This is a genomic window from Ectobacillus ponti (assembly GCF_024294785.1).
In the GTDB taxonomy this organism is placed as follows: domain Bacteria; phylum Bacillota; class Bacilli; order Bacillales; family Bacillaceae_G; genus Ectobacillus; species Ectobacillus ponti.
Genome location: NZ_JANCLT010000001.1, coordinates 648717 through 669610, shown reverse-complemented (window position 1 = coordinate 669610; position 20894 = coordinate 648717). Strand labels below are relative to the sequence as shown.

Here is a 20894-nt window from a genome sequence, read left to right as displayed (position 1 = left end):
GAACACGGCCAGAGGAATAGAAGGAGACCGTGTTCGTTTTTCGTAAGGGGGAAGAAGATGTTCACCAGTGTAGAGCGCTTTAAAGCGGCATTTTTGGAGAAGCTGGAGACAATGTATGGCAAGAGCTTCCGTGACTCGACCGCCCGGGACCAATACCACACTCTGGGCCATATGGTGCGGGAGCATATCAGTTCGCGTTGGATTGCAACCAATGAGAAGAACCGGACGGATAATAATAAACAGGTATACTATCTGTCTATTGAATTTCTGCTGGGGCGTCTGCTTGGCAGCAATCTGCTGAACCTGGGCATTCATGAAGTGTGCGAAGCAGGGCTGCGCGACCTTGGCATTGACCTGCAGGACTTGGAGGAAAGTGAGGCTGACGCGGGCTTGGGAAACGGCGGCCTCGGCCGCCTCGCAGCCTGCTTTTTGGATTCTCTGGCATCCTTGAGCCTGCCGGGCCATGGCTGCGGCATCCGCTACAAGCACGGCTTATTCGACCAAAAAATTGTGGACGGCTATCAGGTTGAGCTCCCGGAGCAGTGGCTGCGCCACGGCAATGTTTGGGAAGTGCGCCGGCACGACCAGGCGGTGGAGGTGCACTTTTGGGGCAGCGTAGAATCGCTTCGGTCAGGTGACCGTCTGGAATTCCGGCATATCAACAGTGAAGCCATTATGGCTGTGCCGTACGATATTCCAGTTGTCGGATACGAGGCGGTGGCAGTCAATACGCTCCGTCTTTGGAATGCAGAGCCGCTGCCCTTTCCGCCAAATCAAAAGAACGTGCTGGACTATAAGCGCGAGACGGAAGCAGTCTCCGAATTCCTGTATCCGGATGACACACATGATGAGGGGAAAATTCTGCGCCTGAAGCAGCAATATTTCCTTGTGTCCGCAAGCCTGCAAAATATTGTCAAGCAGCACCGGGAACGGAACGGCTCACTTCGCAATCTGCATGAGAAAATAGCAATCCATATCAATGACACGCATCCGGTGCTGGCCATTCCCGAGTTGATGCGCATTTTGCTCGATGAGGAAAAAATGAGCTGGGAGGATGCTTGGCATATTACAGTCCAAACCATTTCCTACACCAATCATACGACCCTGTCCGAGGCTTTGGAGAAATGGCCCATCCGCATTTTCCAGCCCCTGCTGCCGCGCATCTACATGATTGTAGAGGAAATCAATGAACGCTTTTGCCGGGAGCTTTGGGATCGTTACACATATGATTGGAAACGCATCGAGGATATGGCTATTATTGCCCACGGGCTGGTGAAAATGGCGCACCTGGCAATTGCCGGCAGCCACAGCATCAACGGGGTGGCACACATTCATACAGAGATTCTAAAGCAGCGGGAAATGCGGCTCTTTTACGAATTTTATCCAGACCGATTCAATAATAAGACAAACGGCATCACGCATCGGCGCTGGCTGTTAAAGTCAAATCCGGAATTGTCCGGGCTGATCGCGGATACGATTGGAACGGGATGGATTCATGATCCGGCAAAGCTGCAGGACTTGCTGGCATATAAGGGAGACCCGGCATTTCAAGAGCGCTTCTTCCGGGTGAAGCAATTCCGGAAAGAGCTGCTGGCCAAACGGATTGAAGAGCAAACCGGCATCCGTGTGGACACAAACTCGATTTTTGATGTGCAGGTCAAGCGTCTTCATGCGTATAAACGGCAGCTGCTCAATGTTTTGCATATCATGCACCTGTACAACCGCTTGAAGGAGGACGGGGGCTACACCATTCATCCGCGCACCTTCATCTTTGGCGCCAAGGCGTCCCCTGGCTATTATTATGCAAAAAAGATTATTAAACTCATGAATGAGCTGGCGGAGAAGGTAAACCATGATCCGCAGACGCGCGACCGGCTGAAGGTCATTTTCCTGGAAAATTACCGGGTGTCGCTGGCGGAGGAAATCTTTCCGGCCGCCGATGTGAGTGAGCAAATTTCCACGGCAAGCAAGGAAGCTTCCGGCACAGGCAATATGAAGTTCATGATGAATGGAGCCGTCACGGTTGGCACACTGGATGGCGCAAACGTGGAAATCCGGGATGAGGCAGGTGCGGAAAATGCTTTCATCTTCGGTTTGACAGCGGAGGAGGTGCTGCGGTACTACCAAAACGGCGGCTACCGCTCCAGTGATTACTACCATCATGATAAGCGCATCAAGAAGGTTGTGGATCAGCTGGTAAATGGCTTCTTTCCGAATGCGGACGCGGAAGAATTCGAAACGATTTATGATTCTCTCATTATACAAAACGATGAATATTTTGTGCTGCGCGACTTTGCGCCATATGTGGATATCCAGGAGGAGGTGGGCCGGGCCTATCAGAACCGGCAGCGCTGGCTGGAGATGAGCATTGCAAACGTGGCGAAATCCGGCTACTTCACCAGCGACCGTACGATTCAGCAGTATGCAAACGAAATCTGGGGGATCCAGCCCATACAATTGTATAGATAACAAGAAAAGGAGCGCCTGCTTAGGTGCTCCTTTTCAACTGGGCTCATCTCCATTTCTCCACCTCCGACCGGTATGTAAAAATTTCATGGTTTTTGATAATGGAGCCTTGGTTTGCCGCAAAGGTGATAACGCGGTTGACGTGGAAGTATTCCCACTGTGCTTCAATTTGTTCCAGCAGAATCTTGCGCGGAGGCAGCAGCGGAACGATATCAAACAAGTTAACCAGGCGGGTGCTGTTGGCCACCTGCAGGTTATAATAGTTGCGAAAGGCGATGTCGCCGACTTTAGGGGCGCCGAAATTGAACATAATATAATCCTTGAACTTTGTGTTCACACGAGCATCCAAAGCATGCAGGACAGCCAGGGCGCCGCCCAGGCTGTGCCCTGTAACGAGAAGTGTCTTGTCAGCGGGGAGATGAACAAGGCTTTCCATAATGGAATCCCGGCAGGATTCATAGATAGAGAGAAAGCCGTTATGTACAAATCCGCTGTTCGCAGTATATGGGTATTCGCGTTGATTGATAAGGGAGTCAGCAATCCAGTCCGGATCGGATTGTGTGCCGCGGAATGCTACAATTACGTACTGGTCCGACTCCAGGATAAAGCCGAACCAAGTAATGGTGTCGATGGCTTTCGCCTGAAAGCCCTGCACGAGACCGAAGCCGTCAGGGAGAGGGAAAATGCCGTTTTGCTGATATTGTGTATAAGCGAGGATGCAGCAGTCCGCTGAAAGCAGGGCCAGCTCTTTCGTTGTCGCCATAGGAGATCCTCCTTGGTTTTTCGTCTACCCTGCAATATATGAGGAGGAAAGCTTGATTCATGCGCCGGCGGTGTCCCCGTGCGGGCGTACGCCAAAAAAGCCCGGCGCTGGCGCCAAGCCTTATGAGAAGCTGGGAGGAAGAAACCACACTCCGACTGCCATGGAGAGGAAGGCCAAGCCGGCAATAAGCATTGTCAACCGCAGAGCGGAGGAATGGTGCTTCGGGAGCAGCAGTCTATAGAGCTTATGCAATCCCGCAAACAGCCAGCCGGCCATAATAAAGAAGCCAGTTGCATCAGCGCTTTCATTTGTTTCCCTGTAAAACTGCTCCGGCATCCTGGAGAAGGCAAAGTACAGGGCAATGGCACCCAATATGCCTGCGATGAGAGATGTTCCTATGGGCATTGAAAGATTCATACGAAGGCTCCTTTGCAAATCAGGAGCCGGCCCTTAAAAAGCCAGCTCCTGCACCTGCCATGCTTAGTCGTTGCCATCCAGAAGACGGCCGATGCCGCCGAGGATGCTGCCTTCCTCCTGCCGCACGCCTCCTGCACCGGCAATCCGCTGTGCCAAACGGCTGAGCGTCAAGGATTGAATCCAAACCGTGCCCGGTCCTGACAATGTCGCAAAGAACAAGCCTTCGCCGCCAAAGAGGGCTGTTTTGACATTGCCGACAAATTGGATGTCATAGTGCACATCCTTTGTCATGGCTACGAGGCAGCCTGTATCGACGCGGAGCCGTTCACCCGGCTGCAGCTCGCGTTTATAAATGGTGCCGCCGGCATGCATAAAGGCAAGTCCGTCACCTTCAAGCTTTTGCATGATAAAGCCTTCGCCGCCGAAGAAGCCCGCACCGAGCTTTTTCGTAAATTCCACCCCGACAGAGACACCCTTGGCGGCACAGAGGAACGCATCCTTCTGGCAAATGATTTTCTCGCCATATTCCCGCAGATCAACTGGTACGATTTTACCAGGATACGAGGCTGCAAAGGAGACATGCCGCTTTTGGCCGCTTGTGTTCGTAAATACGGTCATGAACAGGCTTTCACCGGTCACCATGCGCTTGCCGGCGCCAATCAGCTTGCCGAACAGCCCTTTCTGGCCGGCACCGTCACCAAAAATGGTTTCCATTTCAATGCCTTCCTCCATCATCATCATAGCGCCTGCTTCGGCTACTACACTTTCACCCGGATCCAGCGCCACCTCGACGAATTGCATGTCGTCGCCAAAGAGCTGGTATTCAATTTCATGCGCTTTCATAGCTTCACCCCATTTGTATGTAATGCTTCCATTATATAGGGAAAATCATTGCAGGAACATGGCGTTTCTGTCAATTTTTCCAAAGAATATGGGAAGTTTAGGTTTGACGAATCCCTTGTCTGCATGCTATAGTAAGGTTACTATTGAACTGCATATCTTGGTACGGAATAAAGCAAGTCCTTGGACGAAGTGTCTTCGCGTATGTTAGACGATCTTTATCTCCCTCTTCAGTATGTAGAGTAAATAGTTTCACTTTTTTGTTCAATATTAGGAGGTAAGACAATGCAAGCAGGTAAAGTAAAATGGTTCAACAGCGAAAAAGGATACGGCTTCATCCAAACTGAAGGTGGAAACGACGTATTCGTACACTTCTCTGCAATCCAAGGCGACGGCTTCAAAACTCTAGAAGAAGGTCAAGAAGTTACTTTCGAAGTAGTAGAAGGCAACCGCGGACCTCAAGCTGCTAACGTAGTTAAGAAGTAAGCAGATATAGAAAGACATCTCACTTGTGAGATGTCTTTTTTACTAGATAGAGAGCTTCCTAGAGATTCCGGCAGATCTGCAGAAGATCAGCAGGCTCATGGGCGATATAATCCGGTTTGGATGCTTCCACCGCCTCATGGGCATCGTAGCCCCAACTCACCCATGCAATTTGGACTCCTGCCTTCTTACATGCCGCAATATCCCGCTGCTCATCACCCACATACAAAACCTCAGAGGCCCGCAGGCCGTGTTCCTTTAAAAAACGCTTCAGCAGCCGGTCCTTGCCGAAGACAAGGCTCGACGTCAAAATCAACGGGATATCCACGCCATGCTTTTGCAGCAGCCCGCGAATGTTCTCCGGGGCATTGGAGGACAGGACGGCAACTCCGCAGCCGTGCGCTTTCAATTCCCCCAGCAGCTCCGGCATGCCCGCAAACAGCTCTACATCCTTCGCGTGCCGCCGGTACAACCGGTACAATTGCGGGATGACAAGCGGCAGCTTATGCAGCGGAAAGTCCATCTGCCTGCTGCGCTCCTGCATGGAGAGCTTGCGTAATTCCTCAAGCCTGCCCATTTCAATTTTTTGATAGCCGCGCTGCTCCGCCAGCTCGTTCCAGGCAGCAATGAATGCATGCTTGGAGTCTGCCAGCGTGCCGTCGAAGTCGAACAGTACATATTGAAGCATGCTGCACTCTTCCTTTCACTCTAAAATCCGCTATGTGACAGCAATGAAGCCTTCCTGGTTCTTGGAAAACCCGCACTGCTCTTGTCTATTGTTGTGCTACAATGAAGAGAAGTCAAGAAATAATTTCCAAAATATGTGCTGTGGAGAGAGAATATGAGACATGACAAATTGCAACAAGCGGCTGCATTGTTTGGGGGAGATCATCTGCGGCAGCAGAGCGGGGGCTTCCAAAACGAAGTATATGCTTGTGATACTGAACAGGGCAGCTGTATTTTGCGCCTTTCCCGGCATAAGGAAAAGGCAGAGCTGCAGGGTGAGCTGGCTTTTATACAAAGCCTGAAGCACGGCGGTGTACGGGTAGCTGCACCCATTCTGTCTCGGCGCGGCTTGTTGCTGGAGGAAATCTCAGAGGACGGGGGAGTCCTCTATGCTGCAGCCTTTGAAACCGCACCAGGAGGCCCTGTCAATGTACATGACAGGGGCCAGTGGAGCAGCGGGTTATTCCGCAATTGGGGGAGAACGGTTGGGCGCATGCACAGGCTGGCAACAGAGAATGCCGCCCAATATGCCAGCCTGCCACGCCCAATCTGGCAAGCTGATCATGGAAGCCATGCCACAGCCCTTCCCTATGTCAGCACGATCAGTGAAAAGGCCGGGCTGGCATATGAGGGCATCCTCCGGCGCGTTGCCGCTTTGCCGCGCACCTTCGGAACCTTTGGGCTGATCCATAATGACCTGCATCAGGGTAATTTTTTCGTGGAAAACAGCCGGGTGACTATGTTCGACTTTGATGATTGCGCCTTCAGCTGGTTTGCCCAAGACATTGCTGTTTCGTATTATCATGCCATTTGGCAGGGGATTTCGGTTCACCCTGGCGATCAGGGCTTCCCGGAGAAGTTTTTGGCGGGTTTCTTCGCAGGATACCGGGAAGAGCATACACTGACTGCCGGTATGCTGGCTCAAATTCCTTTATTTCTGAAGCTGCGCGAGGGCTTTTTATACATGCTGTTCATGCAGCATTGGGATCAAGAGAATCTGCTGGACTGGCAGGCGTATACGCTGCAGGATTTGCGGCGGCGGATTGAGTGCGGGACAGCCTATACAGCTGTGAAATTTGAAGACCTTTTGTGAGCCGGTTTTCGGAAGAACAGAGGACTGCCTTGGAGCCTCGGGCAGTCCTCTGTTCATGCTCAAGCGTTTAAGCGGTAAATGGTCCAGGATAGGAAGGTGGCGAAGGAGGTCCAAAGAAAATAGGGAAGGAGCAGGACTGCTGCAGTGGCGGACAGGCGTTTGGCCAGGATGATGAGGAAGAGGGCGGTCAGCGCAACAAACAGACAATCGACTGTGGCAAGCAGCAAATCCTTTCTGGCAAATTGGAAATAGGAATAGGCTTGGTTGAACATATAGTTGATGAAAAAGACAAGATAGAAGGATTTCGGCTCCAGGCCGTACTTCCGATACACAATGATAACAGCCAGAGCGATCAAGCCGTACAAAAAGCCCCAAATCATGCCGATGGCGCGCCCGGACGGCGTCCAAGCCGGCTTCATGAGCGCGTCGTACCAGGCGCGGTCAATCGGGAACAGCCAACTGGCGAGAAAGAAAGCCATATATATAAGGACAAACAGCAAAACCGGTGATACTCGCATGATGAACCCCTCCTTGTTGTCCAATATATGCGCTGAATGGACAAAAAGCACTCCCGTAGGAATGCTTTGTCTAGCTGTCAGCGGCGCGGATAATAGCCATTCTCGGGCAGGTCGCCGCGGTAGGCGCGCTCTTCATAATCGTCTATCATATCCTCATACAGTTCATGGTCATCACCCGGGTATACCTTCGGGTTGTTGCCGTAAATATCCGTGCCGATGAAGTTCTCAAACGGCTCTACATACCCTTGCGGATCGCCGGATTCGATATACATGGAGTTGTAATGCTTGCTGTTGCGGCGGTCCATGTCAGACGGGGTTTCGGATGTGCCGTAGTTTGCCACGTCCTGCCAGCTGTCCTCCGCATCGTAGGCCACATTTTCATGCTGATTGTCCATATCATGTTTGCCGAATGGGGCGGAATACACTTCTTCTTCCACTGGATGCACATCCATGTTGAGCTTGTTGTGGGTATGCTCCACAAGCGTTGTGGCAGTCGGCAGCGCCTCAAGGCGTTCAAGCGGAATTTCTTCGCCGCACACTTCGCAGATGCCGTATGTGCCGTTTTCAATACGCTCCAAGGCATGGTTTACGTCAGCGAGGTGCTTTTCCCGGAATTCGATGATGCCAAAGTCCTTCTCGCGCTCGTAAAGCTCTGTGGCGAGGTCAGCCGGGTGGTTATCATACATCGACAGCTCGCTTGTGGAATCCTGCTCGCCGTCGCGGGTTCCATTTTGGTGTGTTTCAATGCTTTGCTCCAGCTCCTGTTTGTCCTTCAGGAGCATCGCCTTAAAATGCTCTAATTGCTGCTGAGAAAGCATGGTGTTCACCTTCCCTTTGCGGATTGTCATTCTCCCATAGTATGAGCAAGTTCGAAGACCGTTAGCCGCAAAAATAAAAACACGGCCAAAGCCGTGTTCTACATCAAATATTGAAGCAGCAAGCCGAGTGCGAACAGGAAGCCGAAAATAGTGTTTGTCTTCGCCGTTGCAACCATCGCCGGCATCATTTCCAACGGATGCTGCTTGCCGATGAAGCCTTTTACCGCGCTTACGGCCTTTGGAATGCTAAAGAATGTCACAAGCAGCCAAGGTGAAGCGATGCCGGAAAGAATTAAACCTGTTGTCCAGGCATAGGTGATGATGAACATGCCCGCCAGCACCATGATCGCATGCTTCTGTCCCACCAAGATTGCCAGGGTTTTTCGGCCGCTCTCCCTATCGCCATCAAGGTCGCGGATGTTATTGGACAACAGAATCGCACCAATCAGGATGGAGGACGGGATGGATAGTAGGGTGACCTCCCGCGGCACAGCTCCTGTCTGAATAAAGAAGGCGATTCCGATGATGACAACGCCCATGAAAAAGCCGGCTGTCAGTTCGCCAAACGGTGTGTAGGCAATCGGCAGCGGCCCGCCTGTATACAGATAAGCGACCGCCATACAAACCAAGCCGATGGCAGCCAGCCACCAGCTGGAGTTCATGCAGATATACACGCCAAGCAAAATGGCTGCTCCGAAGAAGCTGTACGCCAGATAAAGAACAGTGTTTGGCCGCACGCCTTCGCGCACGATCGCGCCGCCGATGCCGACAGAGCCTTCATGGTCCAAGCCGCGCTTATAATCGAAGTATTCGTTAAACATGTTCGTTGCCGCTTGTATGAGAATGCAGGCAAGAAGCATGATAAGGAAAAGGGGCACATGAATAGTCCCGTATACAATCAGTGCATAGGCAGTCCCGATGAATACCGGGACAAATGCTGCGGTAAGCGTATGCGGCCGCAATAAATTCCACCAAATCCGCCGTCCCTTTTGCGGGGCCGGCTTCAGACCGGGGAAAGAGGGATTCGTTTCTGCCTTTATACCCATAAGAATCCTCCGTTCATACAAAAATCAAACAAGCCTGCATGCAGGAAAAGCGGTGTGGTGTGCCGACAGTTCTCTTCTGTGAGCCCATTCTGTTTGCAGACCATTGCTAAAGATTGACACGTGTTTTCATTGGGGTGTATCTTAAACTCAAGGGTAATATTCACCCAAAGCAAGGGAGAGATGATGATGATTCGCACAGAGCATCAGGGACTGTTGCAATCCCTCTTGGCTGCTGTACAGCGAGCGACACATGACCAGCCGGTACTTGTCAGTGCCGTCACCAAGGTAGACTGGATAGATCCATTGTTGTTCTATGCGGCAGGCCGCCGTCTTGGCTACCAAGAGAGATTATATTGGTCTGATCCGGAGCAGCGGATCGTATTTGCAGGAATCGGCTCTGTTTTTACTATAGCAAGTGATCTGCAAAAGCGCTTTCCATATGCACAAGAAACGTGGCAGCGCCTCCTTGACAATGTCATTGTAAACGGGCCTGCTTCTTTATTCGGCACTGGTCCGCTTCTGTTCGGCGGGTTCTCATTCGACCCGCTGCGTGAGAAGACAGAACTGTGGTCCGCCTTTGCGGATACAGTCTTAGTATTGCCAGCCATGCTGCTCACAATGAAGGAAGGAGAATCTTGGCTGACCATCAACCGCTTCGTACGCGCAGGAGAAGATGCGACCCATATATATAAGGAAATGACGCAATTGGAGGAACAGGCACTCGCATTTGGCAATGGCACACTGTCCGAAGCGTGTTCCGCCGTGGAGCAGGTGCGGGAGGTGCAGCCGGCCGCCTGGATGGACAGCATTCATAGAGTGAAGGAAGAAATTCGCAAAGGCCATGTACAGAAGGTCGTGCTGGCCCGTGAGCTGCAGCTGACAATGGAGCATGAGCCGGATACGGTGGCCGTACTGCAGGCGATGCGGATTGGCCAGCCGGACTGTTACATTTTTGCGTTTGACTATAACGGAGCTTGCTTCCTTGGGGCAACGCCGGAGCGGCTTGTGAAAAAGGAAGGAAACAAATTCACTTCCATGTGCCTTGCAGGCTCCATCGGCAGGGGCAAAACGCCGGAAGAGGACGAGCGAAATGCCGCCGCATTGCTGGCGGATGAGAAAAACCTTGTGGAGCACGCGTATGTGGTGGAAATGATCCGGGATGTGCTGGAGCGTCTTTGTGAAGCTGTCAACATTCCCCAGACGCCGGGTGTCATGAGGAATAAGAATCTCATTCATTTGCACACGCCGGTGGAAGCAGAAGGCGACTGCAGCCTGCTTACAATGGTCGAGCTGCTTCATCCGACGCCGGCTCTCGGAGGCACGCCGCGTGAAGAGGCGCTGCGGCTGATCCGTGAGAATGAGCAGCTGGACCGCGGCTTCTATGCCGGGCCGATCGGCTGGATCGATTATGAAGGGAATGGAGAGTTTGCGGTTGGCATACGCTCCGCTTTAGTTTCAGGAGAACAGGCATCCTTATTTGCGGGCTGCGGCATTGTCGAGGACTCTGACCCGCTCTTGGAATATGAAGAGACGAAGATGAAGTTCAAACCGATGCTGTCTGCGCTGGGAGGATACAAGAAATGAGCTATACAGAAGGATTAACATATTATCTTGGGGCATTTGCCGATGAGCTTGTCCGCCTGGGGATTCAGGACATCGTCATCAGCCCCGGGTCCCGTTCCACACCGCTGGCACTCTTGTTCGCCGAGCATGAGGGAATGCGGACCTATTTGCATGTGGATGAGCGGTCAGCGGCCTTCTTTGCCTTGGGCATTGCCAAAGCAAAGCAGCAGCCTGTGGCACTGTTATGTACATCCGGCACGGCGGCTGCCAACTACATGCCGGCAGTGAGCGAAGCCTTTCACGCCCGGGTGCCGCTTCTCGTGCTGACAGCAGACCGGCCGCATGAGCTGCGCGATGTGGGCGCCCCTCAGGCCATGAATCAAATCAATCTGTTCGGTTCGTTTGTAAAAGGCTTTGTTGAGATGGCGGTGCCGGAAGCGAGTGAAACGTTATACCGATATGTCCGCACAACTGCCGCCAGAGCAGCGGCCCTGCTTCAGGGCGCTCCGCACGGGCCTGTTCATTTGAACTTCCCGTTGCGCGAGCCGCTTGTGCCAGACTTTTCGCTGCCGAACATGTGGGATGGCGGAAGGGGTGTAAGAACCGCTTCTTATACAGCTGTCCGGCATGGTGAAGCCGGCATGGCCGACAGCTACCTGAAGGAGTTGGGCAGCCGTCTGTCCGGGCTGGAAAGAGGTCTTATTGTCTGCGGCGATCTGCCGAAGAAGGGCTTTGCCGAAGCGGTGGCAGAACTGGCGGCAGCCAGCCGGTATCCCATTTTGGCCGACCCGCTGTCACAGGTGCGCAGCGGGCCGCATGACAAGGAGCAGGTGCTCGATTGCTATGATACGGTGCTGCGCCACGAGCAGGTAAAGGAATGGAAGCCGGAAGTAATCATCCGCTTTGGGGCCATGCCGGTGTCGAAAGCGCTCACCCAATATATGCAAAAGCATGCGGATGCCCTGCATATTGTCGTTGATGAGGGAGGCAGCTGGCGGGATCCGTCCCATATTGTTGCGGAAATGGTATATGCAGAGGAAATTGCCTTCTGCCGCGCGCTTGCAGGGCAGCTGCCAAAGCGGGAGGAGTCCCCGTGGCTGCAGCGCTGGCAGCATGTGAACAGCACGGCCAAGGCAGAGCTGCGCCAGGTGGAGGCAAAGGAAGAAGCCTTTGAAGGAAGAGTCATTACAGAAGTGGCAGCGGCATTGCCGGAGCAAGCCGTGCTGTTCGTCGGCAACAGCATGCCGATTCGGGATACGGACACCTTCTACTTCAATACGGACAAATCGATGAAGGTAATGGCCAATCGCGGCGTCAATGGCATCGACGGCCTTGTTTCCACCGCGCTCGGCCTCAGTACAGCGGGGCAGCCGCTTCTGGCCGTGCTAGGCGATTTATCCTTTTACCACGATTTGAACGGCCTGTTGGCAGCCAAGCTGCACAACTTGAATGCCACCTTTGTGATTGTCAACAATGACGGGGGCGGCATCTTCTCCTTCCTGCCGCAATATGGCGAGAAGAAGCATTTTGAGTATTTGTTTGGCACACCGCTTGGCTTGGACTATGAGCATGTGGTCAAGATGTACGGCGGCTCCTTCCGCAGGGTGCAGGCATGGGAGGATTTCCGTGCAGGCATTGGGGACGCGCTTGCGGAGCAGGGGCTCAGCGTTGTGGAAATCCATACGGACCGTGAGCACAACCTGCAGGCGCACCGCGCGCTGTGGAGCAGGGTGATGACGGCCATTGACCAGCATTTGGAGGAGCAATGAAGCGGCTGATCCGCGGTGTCCAGTATGAGTATGAGGTGTGCGGAAGCGGGGAGGCGCTGCTGCTGCTGCATGGCTTCACCGGCAGCAAGGAAGCATGGCGCCGCTTTTCCGCTTCCTGGTCCCGGTCGTATCAGGTCATCATGCCGGATTTGCTGGGGCATGGGGGAACGGATTCCCCTGCGGCGGCGGAACGGTACGACATAGGGCAGGCAGCCGCCGATTTGGCAGCGCTGCTGGACCATCTGGGGATTAAGCGGGTTCATGTGCTCGGCTATTCCATGGGCGGCCGGCTGGCCATTGTGTTTTCGGCTATCTACCCCGACCGGGTTGCCTCCTTGATTTTGGAGAACTGCACGGCCGGTTTGGAGGCGGAGGCTGACCGGCAGAACCGCCGTCAGCAGGATGAACAGCTGGCAGCCTTCCTTGAACAGCAAGGGATTGCTGCATTTGTGGATAAATGGGAGCAGGTTCCGCTGTTTGCTTCGCAGGAGCAGCTGCCGCAGGAGCAGCGGGAGCAAATCCGGAAGCAGCGGCTGCAAAACAATCCAGCCGGTCTCGCAGGCAGTCTGCACGGGATGGGCACAGGAGCACAGCCGTCCTACTGGGCTGCTCTGCCCGATTTCCGTATGCCGGTCCTGCTGATAAGCGGCGAGTATGATATAAAGTTCCAGGGAATCCTGGCCCGTATGCAGAAGCAGTTGCCCCAAGCCCGGCTTGTACAAGTTTCTGGCGCCGGGCATGCAATTCATGTGGAACAACCGGAAAAGTTTGATACAATAGTAAGTGAGTTTTTGCAAACACTATAAACAAAAGGAGGATGTTACAATGGCTTTTGAATGGGTACAGCAAGGCAAGTATGAAGATATCATCTATTCTACATACAACGGCATCGCCAAAATTTCCATCAACCGTCCTGAAGTACATAATGCATTCCGTCCAAAGACGGTATCCGAAATGATTGATGCGTTTGCGCGTGCGCGTGATGATGCATCTGTGGGAGTTATTATTTTGACAGGGGAAGGCGGCAGAGCATTCTGCTCCGGCGGCGACCAGAAGGTGCGCGGCCATGGCGGCTACGTGGGCGAAGATGAAATTCCGCGTCTGAACGTGCTGGACCTGCAGCGTTTGATCCGCGTCATTCCCAAGCCGGTCATCGCGATGGTGGCAGGCTATGCAATCGGCGGCGGCCATGTGCTGCATATCGTGTGCGATCTGACCATCGCAGCGGACAACGCTGTATTCGGCCAGACTGGTCCGAAGGTGGGCAGCTTCGATGCAGGCTACGGCTCCGGCTATTTGGCACGCATCGTCGGCCATAAGAAGGCGCGTGAAATCTGGTACCTGTGCCGTCAATACAATGCACAGGAAGCCCTGGACATGGGTCTTGTCAACACAGTCGTGCCGCTTGAGCAGCTGGAAGAGGAAACAGTGAAATGGTGTGAAGAGATTCTGGAAAAGAGCCCGACAGCCATCCGCTTCCTGAAGGCAGCCTTCAACGCGGACACAGACGGTCTGGCAGGCATCCAGCAATTCGCAGGCGACGCAACGCTCTTGTACTACACAACAGACGAAGCGAAGGAAGGCCGAGATGCCTTTAAGGAGAAGCGCAAGCCTGACTTCGGCCAGTTCCCAAGATTCCCTTAAAGAAAAGCGGAGGGGAATCGCCCGGCTCACCGAAGGGTGGTTCTGACACCCAAAAGGCGCTTCTTGCCTTTTATGGTGGCTGGTTCTCCCTGGCAGTGAGCCAGTCCCCGTAGCTGGACATAAAGAAAAGCGGAACCGGCAATAAAGACTCGATGCTCACGTATCGGGTCTTTTTCCCATGGCACAAAAAAAGCCCGCCACAGGAGCGGGCGCTGCATTTCGTATAGGGTCGAGTGCAGACAATCTATATAAAGAGGGGTAGCTTTACTATAGCCCTTCGATGTGCACCTCATGTGAACAGCATGTGTTATCAGCATGAAATTTTTTGCGGAAAAAGGAGGAAGGAACATGGAGATTATGCCAAACTGGCTGCGGCAACGCGCCTTTTTGACGCCGGACCGGATCGCGCTTGAAACAGAGACGGAGCGGCTGACCTTTGGGGAACTGCATGAGCGGGCCGCAAATCTTGCGGGAGGCATGCGCGCGGCCGGGGCAACAAAGGAGCGGCATACAGCGCTGCTTATGGACAACAGTGTGGAAATGGTTGTCGCCCTGCACGCACTCACGTATATCGGCACACCGATTGTTCTGTTGAATACAAGGCTCTCGCGGGAGGAATGGCAATGGCAGCTGGAGGATGGGGATGCTGCTCTATTGATTGCCGGTGCGGCCTATAAGCAACAGCTGCAGGGGGCGGCAGTGCCCGTTTACACGCTTGCCGAACTGCCTGATGGCCCTGCGGAAAGCAGAGAGCACTTCACGCTTGGAGAAACGATGACAATTTTATATACATCCGGCACAACCGGCAAACCCAAGGGAGTCATGCATACATATGGCAACCATTGGTGGAGTGCGGTCGGATCGGCCCTGAATCTCGGACTGCGCGAGGAGGATTGCTGGCTCGCTTGTCTGCCGCTCTTCCATGTCGGCGGATTATCCATTTTGCTGAAAAGCGTTATTTACGGCATGCGGATTGTGCTGCTGCAGAAGTTTGAGGCGGCAGCAGTGAACCGGCTGATTGCAGAGAAAGAGGTTACGATCATGTCGGCGGTGGCGAAAATGCTTACAGATATGGTGCGTGAGCTGGGAGAAGGGCGGTATCCGGACTCGCTGCGTTGTATGCTGCTTGGCGGGGGGCCGGCACCGCTGCCATTGCTGCAGGCGTGCACAGAGAAAAGCATCCCCGTCTATCAAACGTATGGCATGACGGAAACCTCTTCGCAAATTTGCACCCTGTCGGCAGACTATATGCTGACAAAGGTGGGCTCGGCCGGAAAGCCTCTTTTTCCGTGTGAGCTGAAGGTTTTGTCGGATGGGCCGCATATTGCCGGGGAAATTGTCGCACGGGGACCGAATGTGGCGCCGGAGTATTATAAGCGGGGAGAAACGAGTGCAGACGGATGGCTGTACACAGGAGATATCGGGTATTTGGATGAAGACGGCTTTTTGTATGTGCTGGACCGGCGCAGCGATCTGATTATTTCCGGCGGGGAGAATATTTACCCGGCCCAGATTGAAGAGGTGCTGCTGTCCCATCCGGCGGTTGCAGAGGCTGGCGTTGTGGGCAGGGAGGATGCAGCCTGGGGGCAGGTGCCGGTGGCATTCGTCAAGCTGCAGGCGGATGTGAGCGAGGAAGAGTTGTTGTCCTATTGCCGCGGGAAGCTCGCCAAATACAAGGTGCCCAAGGCCGTTCATTTCGTGGAGAAGCTGCCGCGCAATGCGTCAAAGAAGCTGCTGCGGCGCGAGCTGAAGCGGATGATCGGGGAATTGCCATGAACGTTCAGCAAGCCATGCTATATGTAACCGAAATGGACTTGGTTGTCCCGTTTGCAGCAAGCTACGGTGTGTACCGCAAGCGGGAAAGCATCGTCGTGGAGCTGCGGGATGAGGACGGACGGTCCGGCTGGGGCGAAGTGGTGGCCTTTTCCGAGCCATGGTATACGGAGGAAACGGTAAGAACAGCGCTGCATATGCTGCAGGACTTCCTCATTCCGGTCCTTTTACAGGCTGACATATCCCACCCTGCAGAAGTGCCGGGGCTTTTTTCACACGTGAAGCGCAACCACATGGCGAAGGCGGGGCTGGAGGGAGCAGTGTGGGACTTGTATGCACAGTGGCAGGAGCAGTCGCTGGCACAGAGCCTGGGTGCGGCGCGGAGAGAGATTGAGGTCGGTGTTGTCATTGGACTGGATGAGCCTATGAAGATGGCGGCGGCAATTGAGCGCTATGCGGCTGACGGCTACCGGCGCTTTAAGGTGAAAATCAAGCCGGAAAACGACTATGCCCTGCTGCAAACCATTCGCCGGGCATTTCCGGACCTCCCGCTTATGGCTGACGCCAATTCGGCTTACACGCTGCGGGACATGAAACAGCTGCAGCGGCTGGATGATTTCCAACTGATGATGATTGAGCAGCCGTTGGCTGACAATGATTTTCTTGATCATGCTGTGCTGCAGCAGGCCATCCGGACACCGGTCTGTCTTGATGAGAGCATCCATACGCTTGAAGATGCCCGTATTGCTTTGCAGCTCGGCAGCTGCCGCATCATCAATATTAAGGCAGGGCGTGTCGGCGGCTTGACTGAGGCAGTGCGCATTCACGACTATTGCCGGGAGCATGGCGTTCCGGTGTGGTGCGGAGGCATGGTTGAAATGGGCATTTCCCGCGTGCAGAATGTGGCGCTGGCAGCACTGCCGAATTTCAGCATTCCCGGAGATATATCTGCTTCCTCGCGTCATTGGCAACGGGATATTATTGTCCCTGAGGTGACACTACAGAACGGGAAGGTGCGTGTTCCCGCGGGGGCTGGCCTGGGGCATGCAGTTGACCGGGAGCAGCTGAAGAAGATCACAAAGCAGTTCATCAGCATGTAACGGAAGCGGACGGAGGGGACTGACTTCGGGCTTACCGACAGTCCGTCCCCTCTTGCTTAGTGCAGCTTTACGCTTTGCCACCGCGCCAGCAGCTCTGCTTCCCGCTGCAGGCTGATGCCGGCTTTGCGCTGTCCGGCCGGCCGCCTGAGCTGCCAGGCCAGTGTGTCGCGGATTGTCTCTGTGAGCGGGCGGAAGGACAGACCGGCAGCGACTGCCTGCTCTACATTCATGGAAAATGCACCTTTCCACGGCGCTGTCTCTCCCGGCAGAATCTCCGTTTCAGGCAGCCAAAGCGGCATGTCAATCCACGGGGCGACCTCCTGCTGCATGAGAAAGGCTTCCTGAGCCCAAATGAATTCGGCATCACTGGCACTGGCTTCTTTACAAGTCTGCAGCAGCTGCCCCATCGTACAAGCCTCTGCCGGGCTTGTGACGTTGTAGGTGCCGGCGCGCCGCTGTTCGGCCATATTCAAAATCCAGGCTGCCAGATCACGCACATCAACAATCTGCACCGGCCGGTCCGGATTGCCGGGGCAAAGGACGCGCCCTCCTTTATGTACACGCTGCAGCCAATAGGAAAGCCGGTCTGTGTAATCCTCCGGCCCTACAATCTGTCCGGCGCGGACTGTCAGTACCTTGCCCGGCATCCGCTTCTCTGCTTCGTGCTCGCACAAGGCTTTTAATGCGCCGTAATGCTCGTAGATGGGGCCGGCATTGTCTTTCGTTGCTTCCTCAGCCTCTTCATCTGTCATCGTGACAAGCTCATAGGATTCATCAATATCATACGGAATCCAGTCCTTATAGACAGAAATGCTGGATATGTATGTGTAGTGGCCGATATTCCCGCCGAGCACCTCTGCAATCTTGGTGATGACACGCGGAACAAAGCCGCATGTATCAATGACTGCATCCCATTGCCGCCCTCTCAAAGCCTCCAAGCTCCCATCACGGTCACCGAGAAGCTGCTCCACACCCGCAAACGGAGCAGGGTGGTTCCCGCGGTTAAACAGCGTTACTTCATAGCCGCGCTCCAGGGCTTCCTTCGCCAAGTGTTTTCCTAAAAATCGCGTGCCGCCTAAGATTAAAACCTTCACGTGTATCCCCCCTTCTCTAAAGAATATACTGGGAAAAATTTGAAATTCCTGCGAGATTGAAATAATACATACTTGACTTGTTTTTGGTAACAGACAAATAATAGACAAAAGGGGGAATTGCTGATGAGATTATTAGACCAAATTTTGACGCACAACGAACAGTTTGTGGAGAAGAAGGAGTACGAACAGTTCCAGACAGATAAGTATCCCGACAAGCGTCTTGTCATCGTCTCCTGCATGGACACGCGTCTTGTGGAGCTGCTGCCGAAGGCCATGAACATACGGAATGGCGATGTGAAAATCATTAAGGTGGCGGGAGCTGTCATCTCGCATCCATTCGGCAGTATTATGCGGAGCATTTTAGTGGCGGTTTACGAGCTGGGAGCTGACGAAGTGTGCGTGGTCGGCCATTATGATTGCGGCATGGCCAGCATCAAGGCCGACAGCACGATTGCAAAAATGAAGGAGCGGGGCATTTCCGAAGAGAAGCTCCATACTCTTCAATATTCCGGCATCGACCTGGAAAAGTTCCTGCACGGGTTTTCCTGCGTGGAAGAGAGCGTGCAGCACAGTGTGGACATTATCCGCCAGCATCCGCTGATGCCGGAGGGCGTGCCTGTCCACGGCTTGGTCATCGATCCGAAAACAGGCAAGCTGACAACGGTTGACAAAGGCTACGGGGCTTAAGTCTCCGGCTTGTCCGGCACGGGGTCAAAGCCGCCGGGATGGAAGGGGTGGCATTTCAGGATGCGCTTCAGCGCAAGCCAGCCCCCCTTCCAGGCACCGTGCTTTTGCACTGCCTCAAGCCCGTAATGAGAACAGGTCGGATAGAAGCGGCACGTAGGCGGCTTCAGCGGTGAAATGATACGCTGATAAAAACGGATGATGGCGATGAAAACAATTTGCATAAGCTGTGTCTCCTTTCCGTGGAGCATCTTTTTCGTTGAGATTTGCCCCGGTATGCCATAATATTGAAAGGGCGTCCTGCTTTACGGGCGGAATGCTTCAGTATATCATATTACGTATATCGGAATTATCTATTTTGAATGATAAGGGAGCGATACAAATGCCATCAGTCGAAAGCTTCGAACTCGACCATAATATTGTAAAAGCGCCGTATGTGCGCCACTGCGGCGTCCATAAGGTGGGCAGCGACGGTGTTGTCAACAAGTATGACATCCGCTTTTGCCAGCCGAACAAGCAGGCGATGAAGCCGGATGCCATCCATACACTGGAGCACCTGCTGGCCTATAACCTGCGCAAGCATGTGGAAAAGCATAATCACTTCGATATCATTGATATTTCTCCGATGGGCTGCCAGACAGGCTTCTATCTTGTCGTGAGCGGCACGCCGACTGTGGGCGAAATCATTGATTTGCTTGAGGACACCATGAAGGATGCCGTACAGATCGAAGAGGTGCCGGCAGCGAATGAAACACAGTGCGGCCAGGCGAAGCTGCATGATTTGGAAGGCGCCAAGCGCCTCATGAACCACTGGCTGTCTCAGGACAAGGCCGAGCTGGAAAAGGTGTTTGGATAAGAAAGAGGGGAGCCCCCTCTTTTTTCTTTTAGCTGTTTCACTTGTGCGGCTTTTTGGTGCTGTTGCCCTTCATAACCGGACTGTCCTCCGCCCGGTCCACCGTGTGCTTGTAGGAATAGCCTTTTCCGATGGTGAGCACAGACAGCAGCAGCACGATAATTACGACGACCACCGAAATGACAAGAACCTTGAACATCATGGCCGAACCCCTCCTTTTCCTCATCGTACCACGTTTTCTACATATTTTTCAAAGCTGCCGCGCAAACTAGGCACAAAAACAAGAGGTGCGCCATGGCAAAGAAAACATATTATGTATCCATCGCAGGCGGGGAAATTTCACAGGTGAAGACCGCCAATACATACAGCTTTGAAATTCAGGCAACAGATGCGGAAGTTGAGCAGCTGCGCGCCTATTTCAATGAGGCTTACGGTGCCGACTGGAAGTCCTTCTGGAGAGCGCATGTTCCATTTCTGGAGTACCATCATGACCCGCAGAACGATGAATATGAAGACCGGCTGCAGAAGGCGTATAAGCTCATTTACGATCTGACAGATAATGAAACGCAGGAAATGATCGCGCAAATGGGAATCATTAACGGCTTGTAAGCAATGAGATTGGGCATAGAGAGGAGAATGTGCTACAATTTGTGGTAACGAAGTGTTTGCCGCAAGGACAGGGGAGCATGTGCATGTATACGTTCAAGGACTATTATCATAACAAAGTGGAGCTTTCATTTCAGCCGCAGCCATTTTCGGCAGAGCCAAAGCATGTGTGGGTGATTTGCCGGTACCGCGACCAATGGCTGCTCACGCATCATCTACGCCGTGGGCTGGAATTTCCCGGAGGCAAGGTGGAGCCGGGCGAAACACCGGAGGAAGCAGCTGTCCGGGAGGTGCGCGAGGAAACAGGCGGGATTGTGTCTCATTTGGAGTACCTCGGCCAATATAAGGTTTCGGGCAAGGATAAAATCATTATTAAAAATATTTACTTTGCAGTCATCAGTGATGTGCAGGAGCATACGCACCACGACGAAACAAAGGGCTCTGTGCTGTTGGACGAGCTGCCGGCTAACTTGAAGGATGACAAGCGGTTCAGCTTCATTATGCGCGATGATGTGCTGGTGCACAGCCTCGTGCATGTTCCAGACAATGCAGGAAGATGAAAAGAGCTTATTCAATGGCAGCAATGCCAGTTGAATAGGCTCTTTTTATTATTTGAATGTTTGCGAAATCCTTTCTTA

23 protein-coding genes are annotated in these 20894 nt (G+C 53.4%); 13 read left to right on the top strand and 10 right to left on the bottom strand.

Annotated elements, in window-relative coordinates:
• The first annotated feature begins 57 nt into the window (after positions 1–57).
• Entirely contained in the window at positions 58–2469 is a 2412-nt protein-coding gene (locus NK662_RS03445; RefSeq protein WP_254757364.1) for a glycogen/starch/alpha-glucan phosphorylase, read from the top strand.
• Between the two features lie 43 nt (positions 2470–2512).
• Here NK662_RS03445 and NK662_RS03440 read toward each other — a convergent pair whose 3' ends face one another.
• The 3 genes from NK662_RS03440 to NK662_RS03430 all read right to left on the bottom strand — a co-directional run bounded on the left by NK662_RS03440 (position 2513) and on the right by NK662_RS03430 (position 4489).
• Positions 2513–3229, bottom strand: a complete 717-nt coding sequence (locus NK662_RS03440) for a lipase family protein (RefSeq protein WP_254757362.1) — start codon at positions 3227–3229, stop codon at positions 2513–2515.
• Between the two features lie 120 nt (positions 3230–3349).
• Positions 3350–3646 (bottom strand): hypothetical protein, encoded by a 297-nt coding sequence (locus tag NK662_RS03435; protein ID WP_254757360.1) that lies wholly within the window; start codon positions 3644–3646, stop codon positions 3350–3352.
• Positions 3647–3709: 63 nt separating this feature from the next.
• Positions 3710–4489, bottom strand: a complete 780-nt coding sequence (locus NK662_RS03430) for a TIGR00266 family protein (RefSeq protein ID WP_254757358.1) — start codon at positions 4487–4489, stop codon at positions 3710–3712.
• A 282-nt stretch (positions 4490–4771) separates the two neighbouring features.
• Here NK662_RS03430 and cspD point away from each other — a divergent pair, with 282 nt between their 5' ends.
• The gene (gene cspD / locus NK662_RS03425) at positions 4772–4972 is read left to right on the top strand and encodes a cold-shock protein CspD (RefSeq protein ID WP_254757356.1); all 201 of its coding nucleotides are present in this window, start codon (positions 4772–4774) and stop codon (positions 4970–4972) included.
• A gap of 58 nt (positions 4973–5030) precedes the next feature.
• On the opposite strand, the gene NK662_RS03420 is transcribed toward cspD, so the two are convergent.
• Positions 5031–5657: an HAD hydrolase-like protein gene (locus NK662_RS03420; protein ID WP_254757354.1), complete on the bottom strand. Its 627-nt coding sequence runs from the start codon at positions 5655–5657 to the stop codon at positions 5031–5033.
• A gap of 153 nt (positions 5658–5810) precedes the next feature.
• On the opposite strand from NK662_RS03420, the gene NK662_RS03415 reads away from it, so the two are divergent.
• Positions 5811–6788 (top strand): phosphotransferase enzyme family protein, encoded by a 978-nt coding sequence (locus NK662_RS03415; protein WP_254757352.1) that lies wholly within the window; start codon positions 5811–5813, stop codon positions 6786–6788.
• A 59-nt stretch (positions 6789–6847) separates the two neighbouring features.
• Here NK662_RS03415 and NK662_RS03410 read toward each other — a convergent pair whose 3' ends face one another.
• The 3 genes from NK662_RS03410 to NK662_RS03400 all read right to left on the bottom strand — a co-directional run bounded on the left by NK662_RS03410 (position 6848) and on the right by NK662_RS03400 (position 9170).
• Complete coding sequence (locus tag NK662_RS03410) at positions 6848–7306, bottom strand: TspO/MBR family protein (RefSeq protein ID WP_254757350.1); 459 nt, start codon at positions 7304–7306, stop codon at positions 6848–6850.
• A gap of 77 nt (positions 7307–7383) precedes the next feature.
• Positions 7384–8124: a yteA family sporulation protein gene (locus NK662_RS03405; protein ID WP_254757457.1), complete on the bottom strand. Its 741-nt coding sequence runs from the start codon at positions 8122–8124 to the stop codon at positions 7384–7386.
• 98 nt (positions 8125–8222) lie between these two features.
• Entirely contained in the window at positions 8223–9170 is a 948-nt protein-coding gene (locus NK662_RS03400) for a 1,4-dihydroxy-2-naphthoate polyprenyltransferase (protein WP_254757348.1), read from the bottom strand.
• A gap of 186 nt (positions 9171–9356) precedes the next feature.
• Between NK662_RS03400 and NK662_RS03395 the strand changes: the two genes are divergently transcribed.
• From NK662_RS03395 to menC, 6 genes are all read left to right on the top strand, one after another.
• Entirely contained in the window at positions 9357–10754 is a 1398-nt protein-coding gene (locus NK662_RS03395; RefSeq protein WP_254757346.1) for an isochorismate synthase, read from the top strand.
• On the top strand, positions 10751–12502 hold the full coding sequence (gene menD, locus NK662_RS03390; protein WP_254757344.1) for a 2-succinyl-5-enolpyruvyl-6-hydroxy-3-cyclohexene-1-carboxylic-acid synthase: 1752 nt from the start codon (positions 10751–10753) through the stop codon (positions 12500–12502). Before NK662_RS03395 ends, menD begins: the two co-directional genes overlap by 4 nt.
• Entirely contained in the window at positions 12499–13308 is an 810-nt protein-coding gene (gene menH, locus NK662_RS03385) for a 2-succinyl-6-hydroxy-2,4-cyclohexadiene-1-carboxylate synthase (RefSeq protein ID WP_254757342.1), read from the top strand. The genes menD and menH overlap by 4 nt, the downstream gene beginning before the upstream one ends.
• 19 nt (positions 13309–13327) lie before the next feature.
• Positions 13328–14146 carry a 1,4-dihydroxy-2-naphthoyl-CoA synthase gene (gene menB / locus NK662_RS03380; protein ID WP_254757340.1) on the top strand — a complete coding sequence of 273 codons (819 nt, stop codon included), beginning with the start codon at positions 13328–13330 and terminating at the stop codon, positions 14144–14146.
• A gap of 348 nt (positions 14147–14494) precedes the next feature.
• A complete protein-coding gene (locus tag NK662_RS03375; protein ID WP_254757338.1) occupies positions 14495–15922 on the top strand; it encodes an o-succinylbenzoate--CoA ligase in 1428 nt (475 codons plus the stop codon).
• Positions 15919–17019 (top strand): o-succinylbenzoate synthase, encoded by a 1101-nt coding sequence (gene menC / locus NK662_RS03370; RefSeq protein ID WP_254757336.1) that lies wholly within the window; start codon positions 15919–15921, stop codon positions 17017–17019. Before NK662_RS03375 ends, menC begins: the two co-directional genes overlap by 4 nt.
• 56 nt (positions 17020–17075) lie before the next feature.
• Here the strand turns inward: menC and NK662_RS03365 are convergent, their stop codons facing one another.
• Positions 17076–18113 carry an SDR family oxidoreductase gene (locus NK662_RS03365; protein WP_254757334.1) on the bottom strand — a complete coding sequence of 346 codons (1038 nt, stop codon included), beginning with the start codon at positions 18111–18113 and terminating at the stop codon, positions 17076–17078.
• A gap of 123 nt (positions 18114–18236) precedes the next feature.
• Between NK662_RS03365 and NK662_RS03360 the strand changes: the two genes are divergently transcribed.
• Complete coding sequence (locus tag NK662_RS03360) at positions 18237–18800, top strand: beta-class carbonic anhydrase (protein ID WP_254757332.1); 564 nt, start codon at positions 18237–18239, stop codon at positions 18798–18800.
• On the opposite strand, the gene yidD is transcribed toward NK662_RS03360, so the two are convergent.
• Positions 18797–19021, bottom strand: coding sequence for a membrane protein insertion efficiency factor YidD (gene yidD / locus NK662_RS03355; protein ID WP_254757330.1), 225 nt, complete (start codon positions 19019–19021; stop codon positions 18797–18799). The genes NK662_RS03360 and yidD overlap by 4 nt on opposite strands.
• Before the next feature lie 158 nt (positions 19022–19179).
• Here yidD and NK662_RS03350 point away from each other — a divergent pair, with 158 nt between their 5' ends.
• Complete coding sequence (locus NK662_RS03350) at positions 19180–19653, top strand: S-ribosylhomocysteine lyase (RefSeq protein WP_254757328.1); 474 nt, start codon at positions 19180–19182, stop codon at positions 19651–19653.
• A gap of 37 nt (positions 19654–19690) precedes the next feature.
• Here NK662_RS03350 and ytzI read toward each other — a convergent pair whose 3' ends face one another.
• A complete protein-coding gene (gene ytzI, locus NK662_RS03345; protein WP_254757455.1) occupies positions 19691–19849 on the bottom strand; it encodes a YtzI protein in 159 nt (52 codons plus the stop codon).
• A gap of 95 nt (positions 19850–19944) precedes the next feature.
• On the opposite strand from ytzI, the gene NK662_RS03340 reads away from it, so the two are divergent.
• Together NK662_RS03340 and ytkD are read left to right on the top strand one after the other, a co-directional pair.
• Positions 19945–20259 carry a hydrolase gene (locus NK662_RS03340; protein WP_254757327.1) on the top strand — a complete coding sequence of 105 codons (315 nt, stop codon included), beginning with the start codon at positions 19945–19947 and terminating at the stop codon, positions 20257–20259.
• Positions 20260–20342: 83 nt separating this feature from the next.
• On the top strand, positions 20343–20816 hold the full coding sequence (gene ytkD / locus NK662_RS03335; RefSeq protein ID WP_254757325.1) for an RNA deprotection pyrophosphohydrolase: 474 nt from the start codon (positions 20343–20345) through the stop codon (positions 20814–20816).
• The last annotated feature ends 78 nt before the right edge of the window (positions 20817–20894 follow it).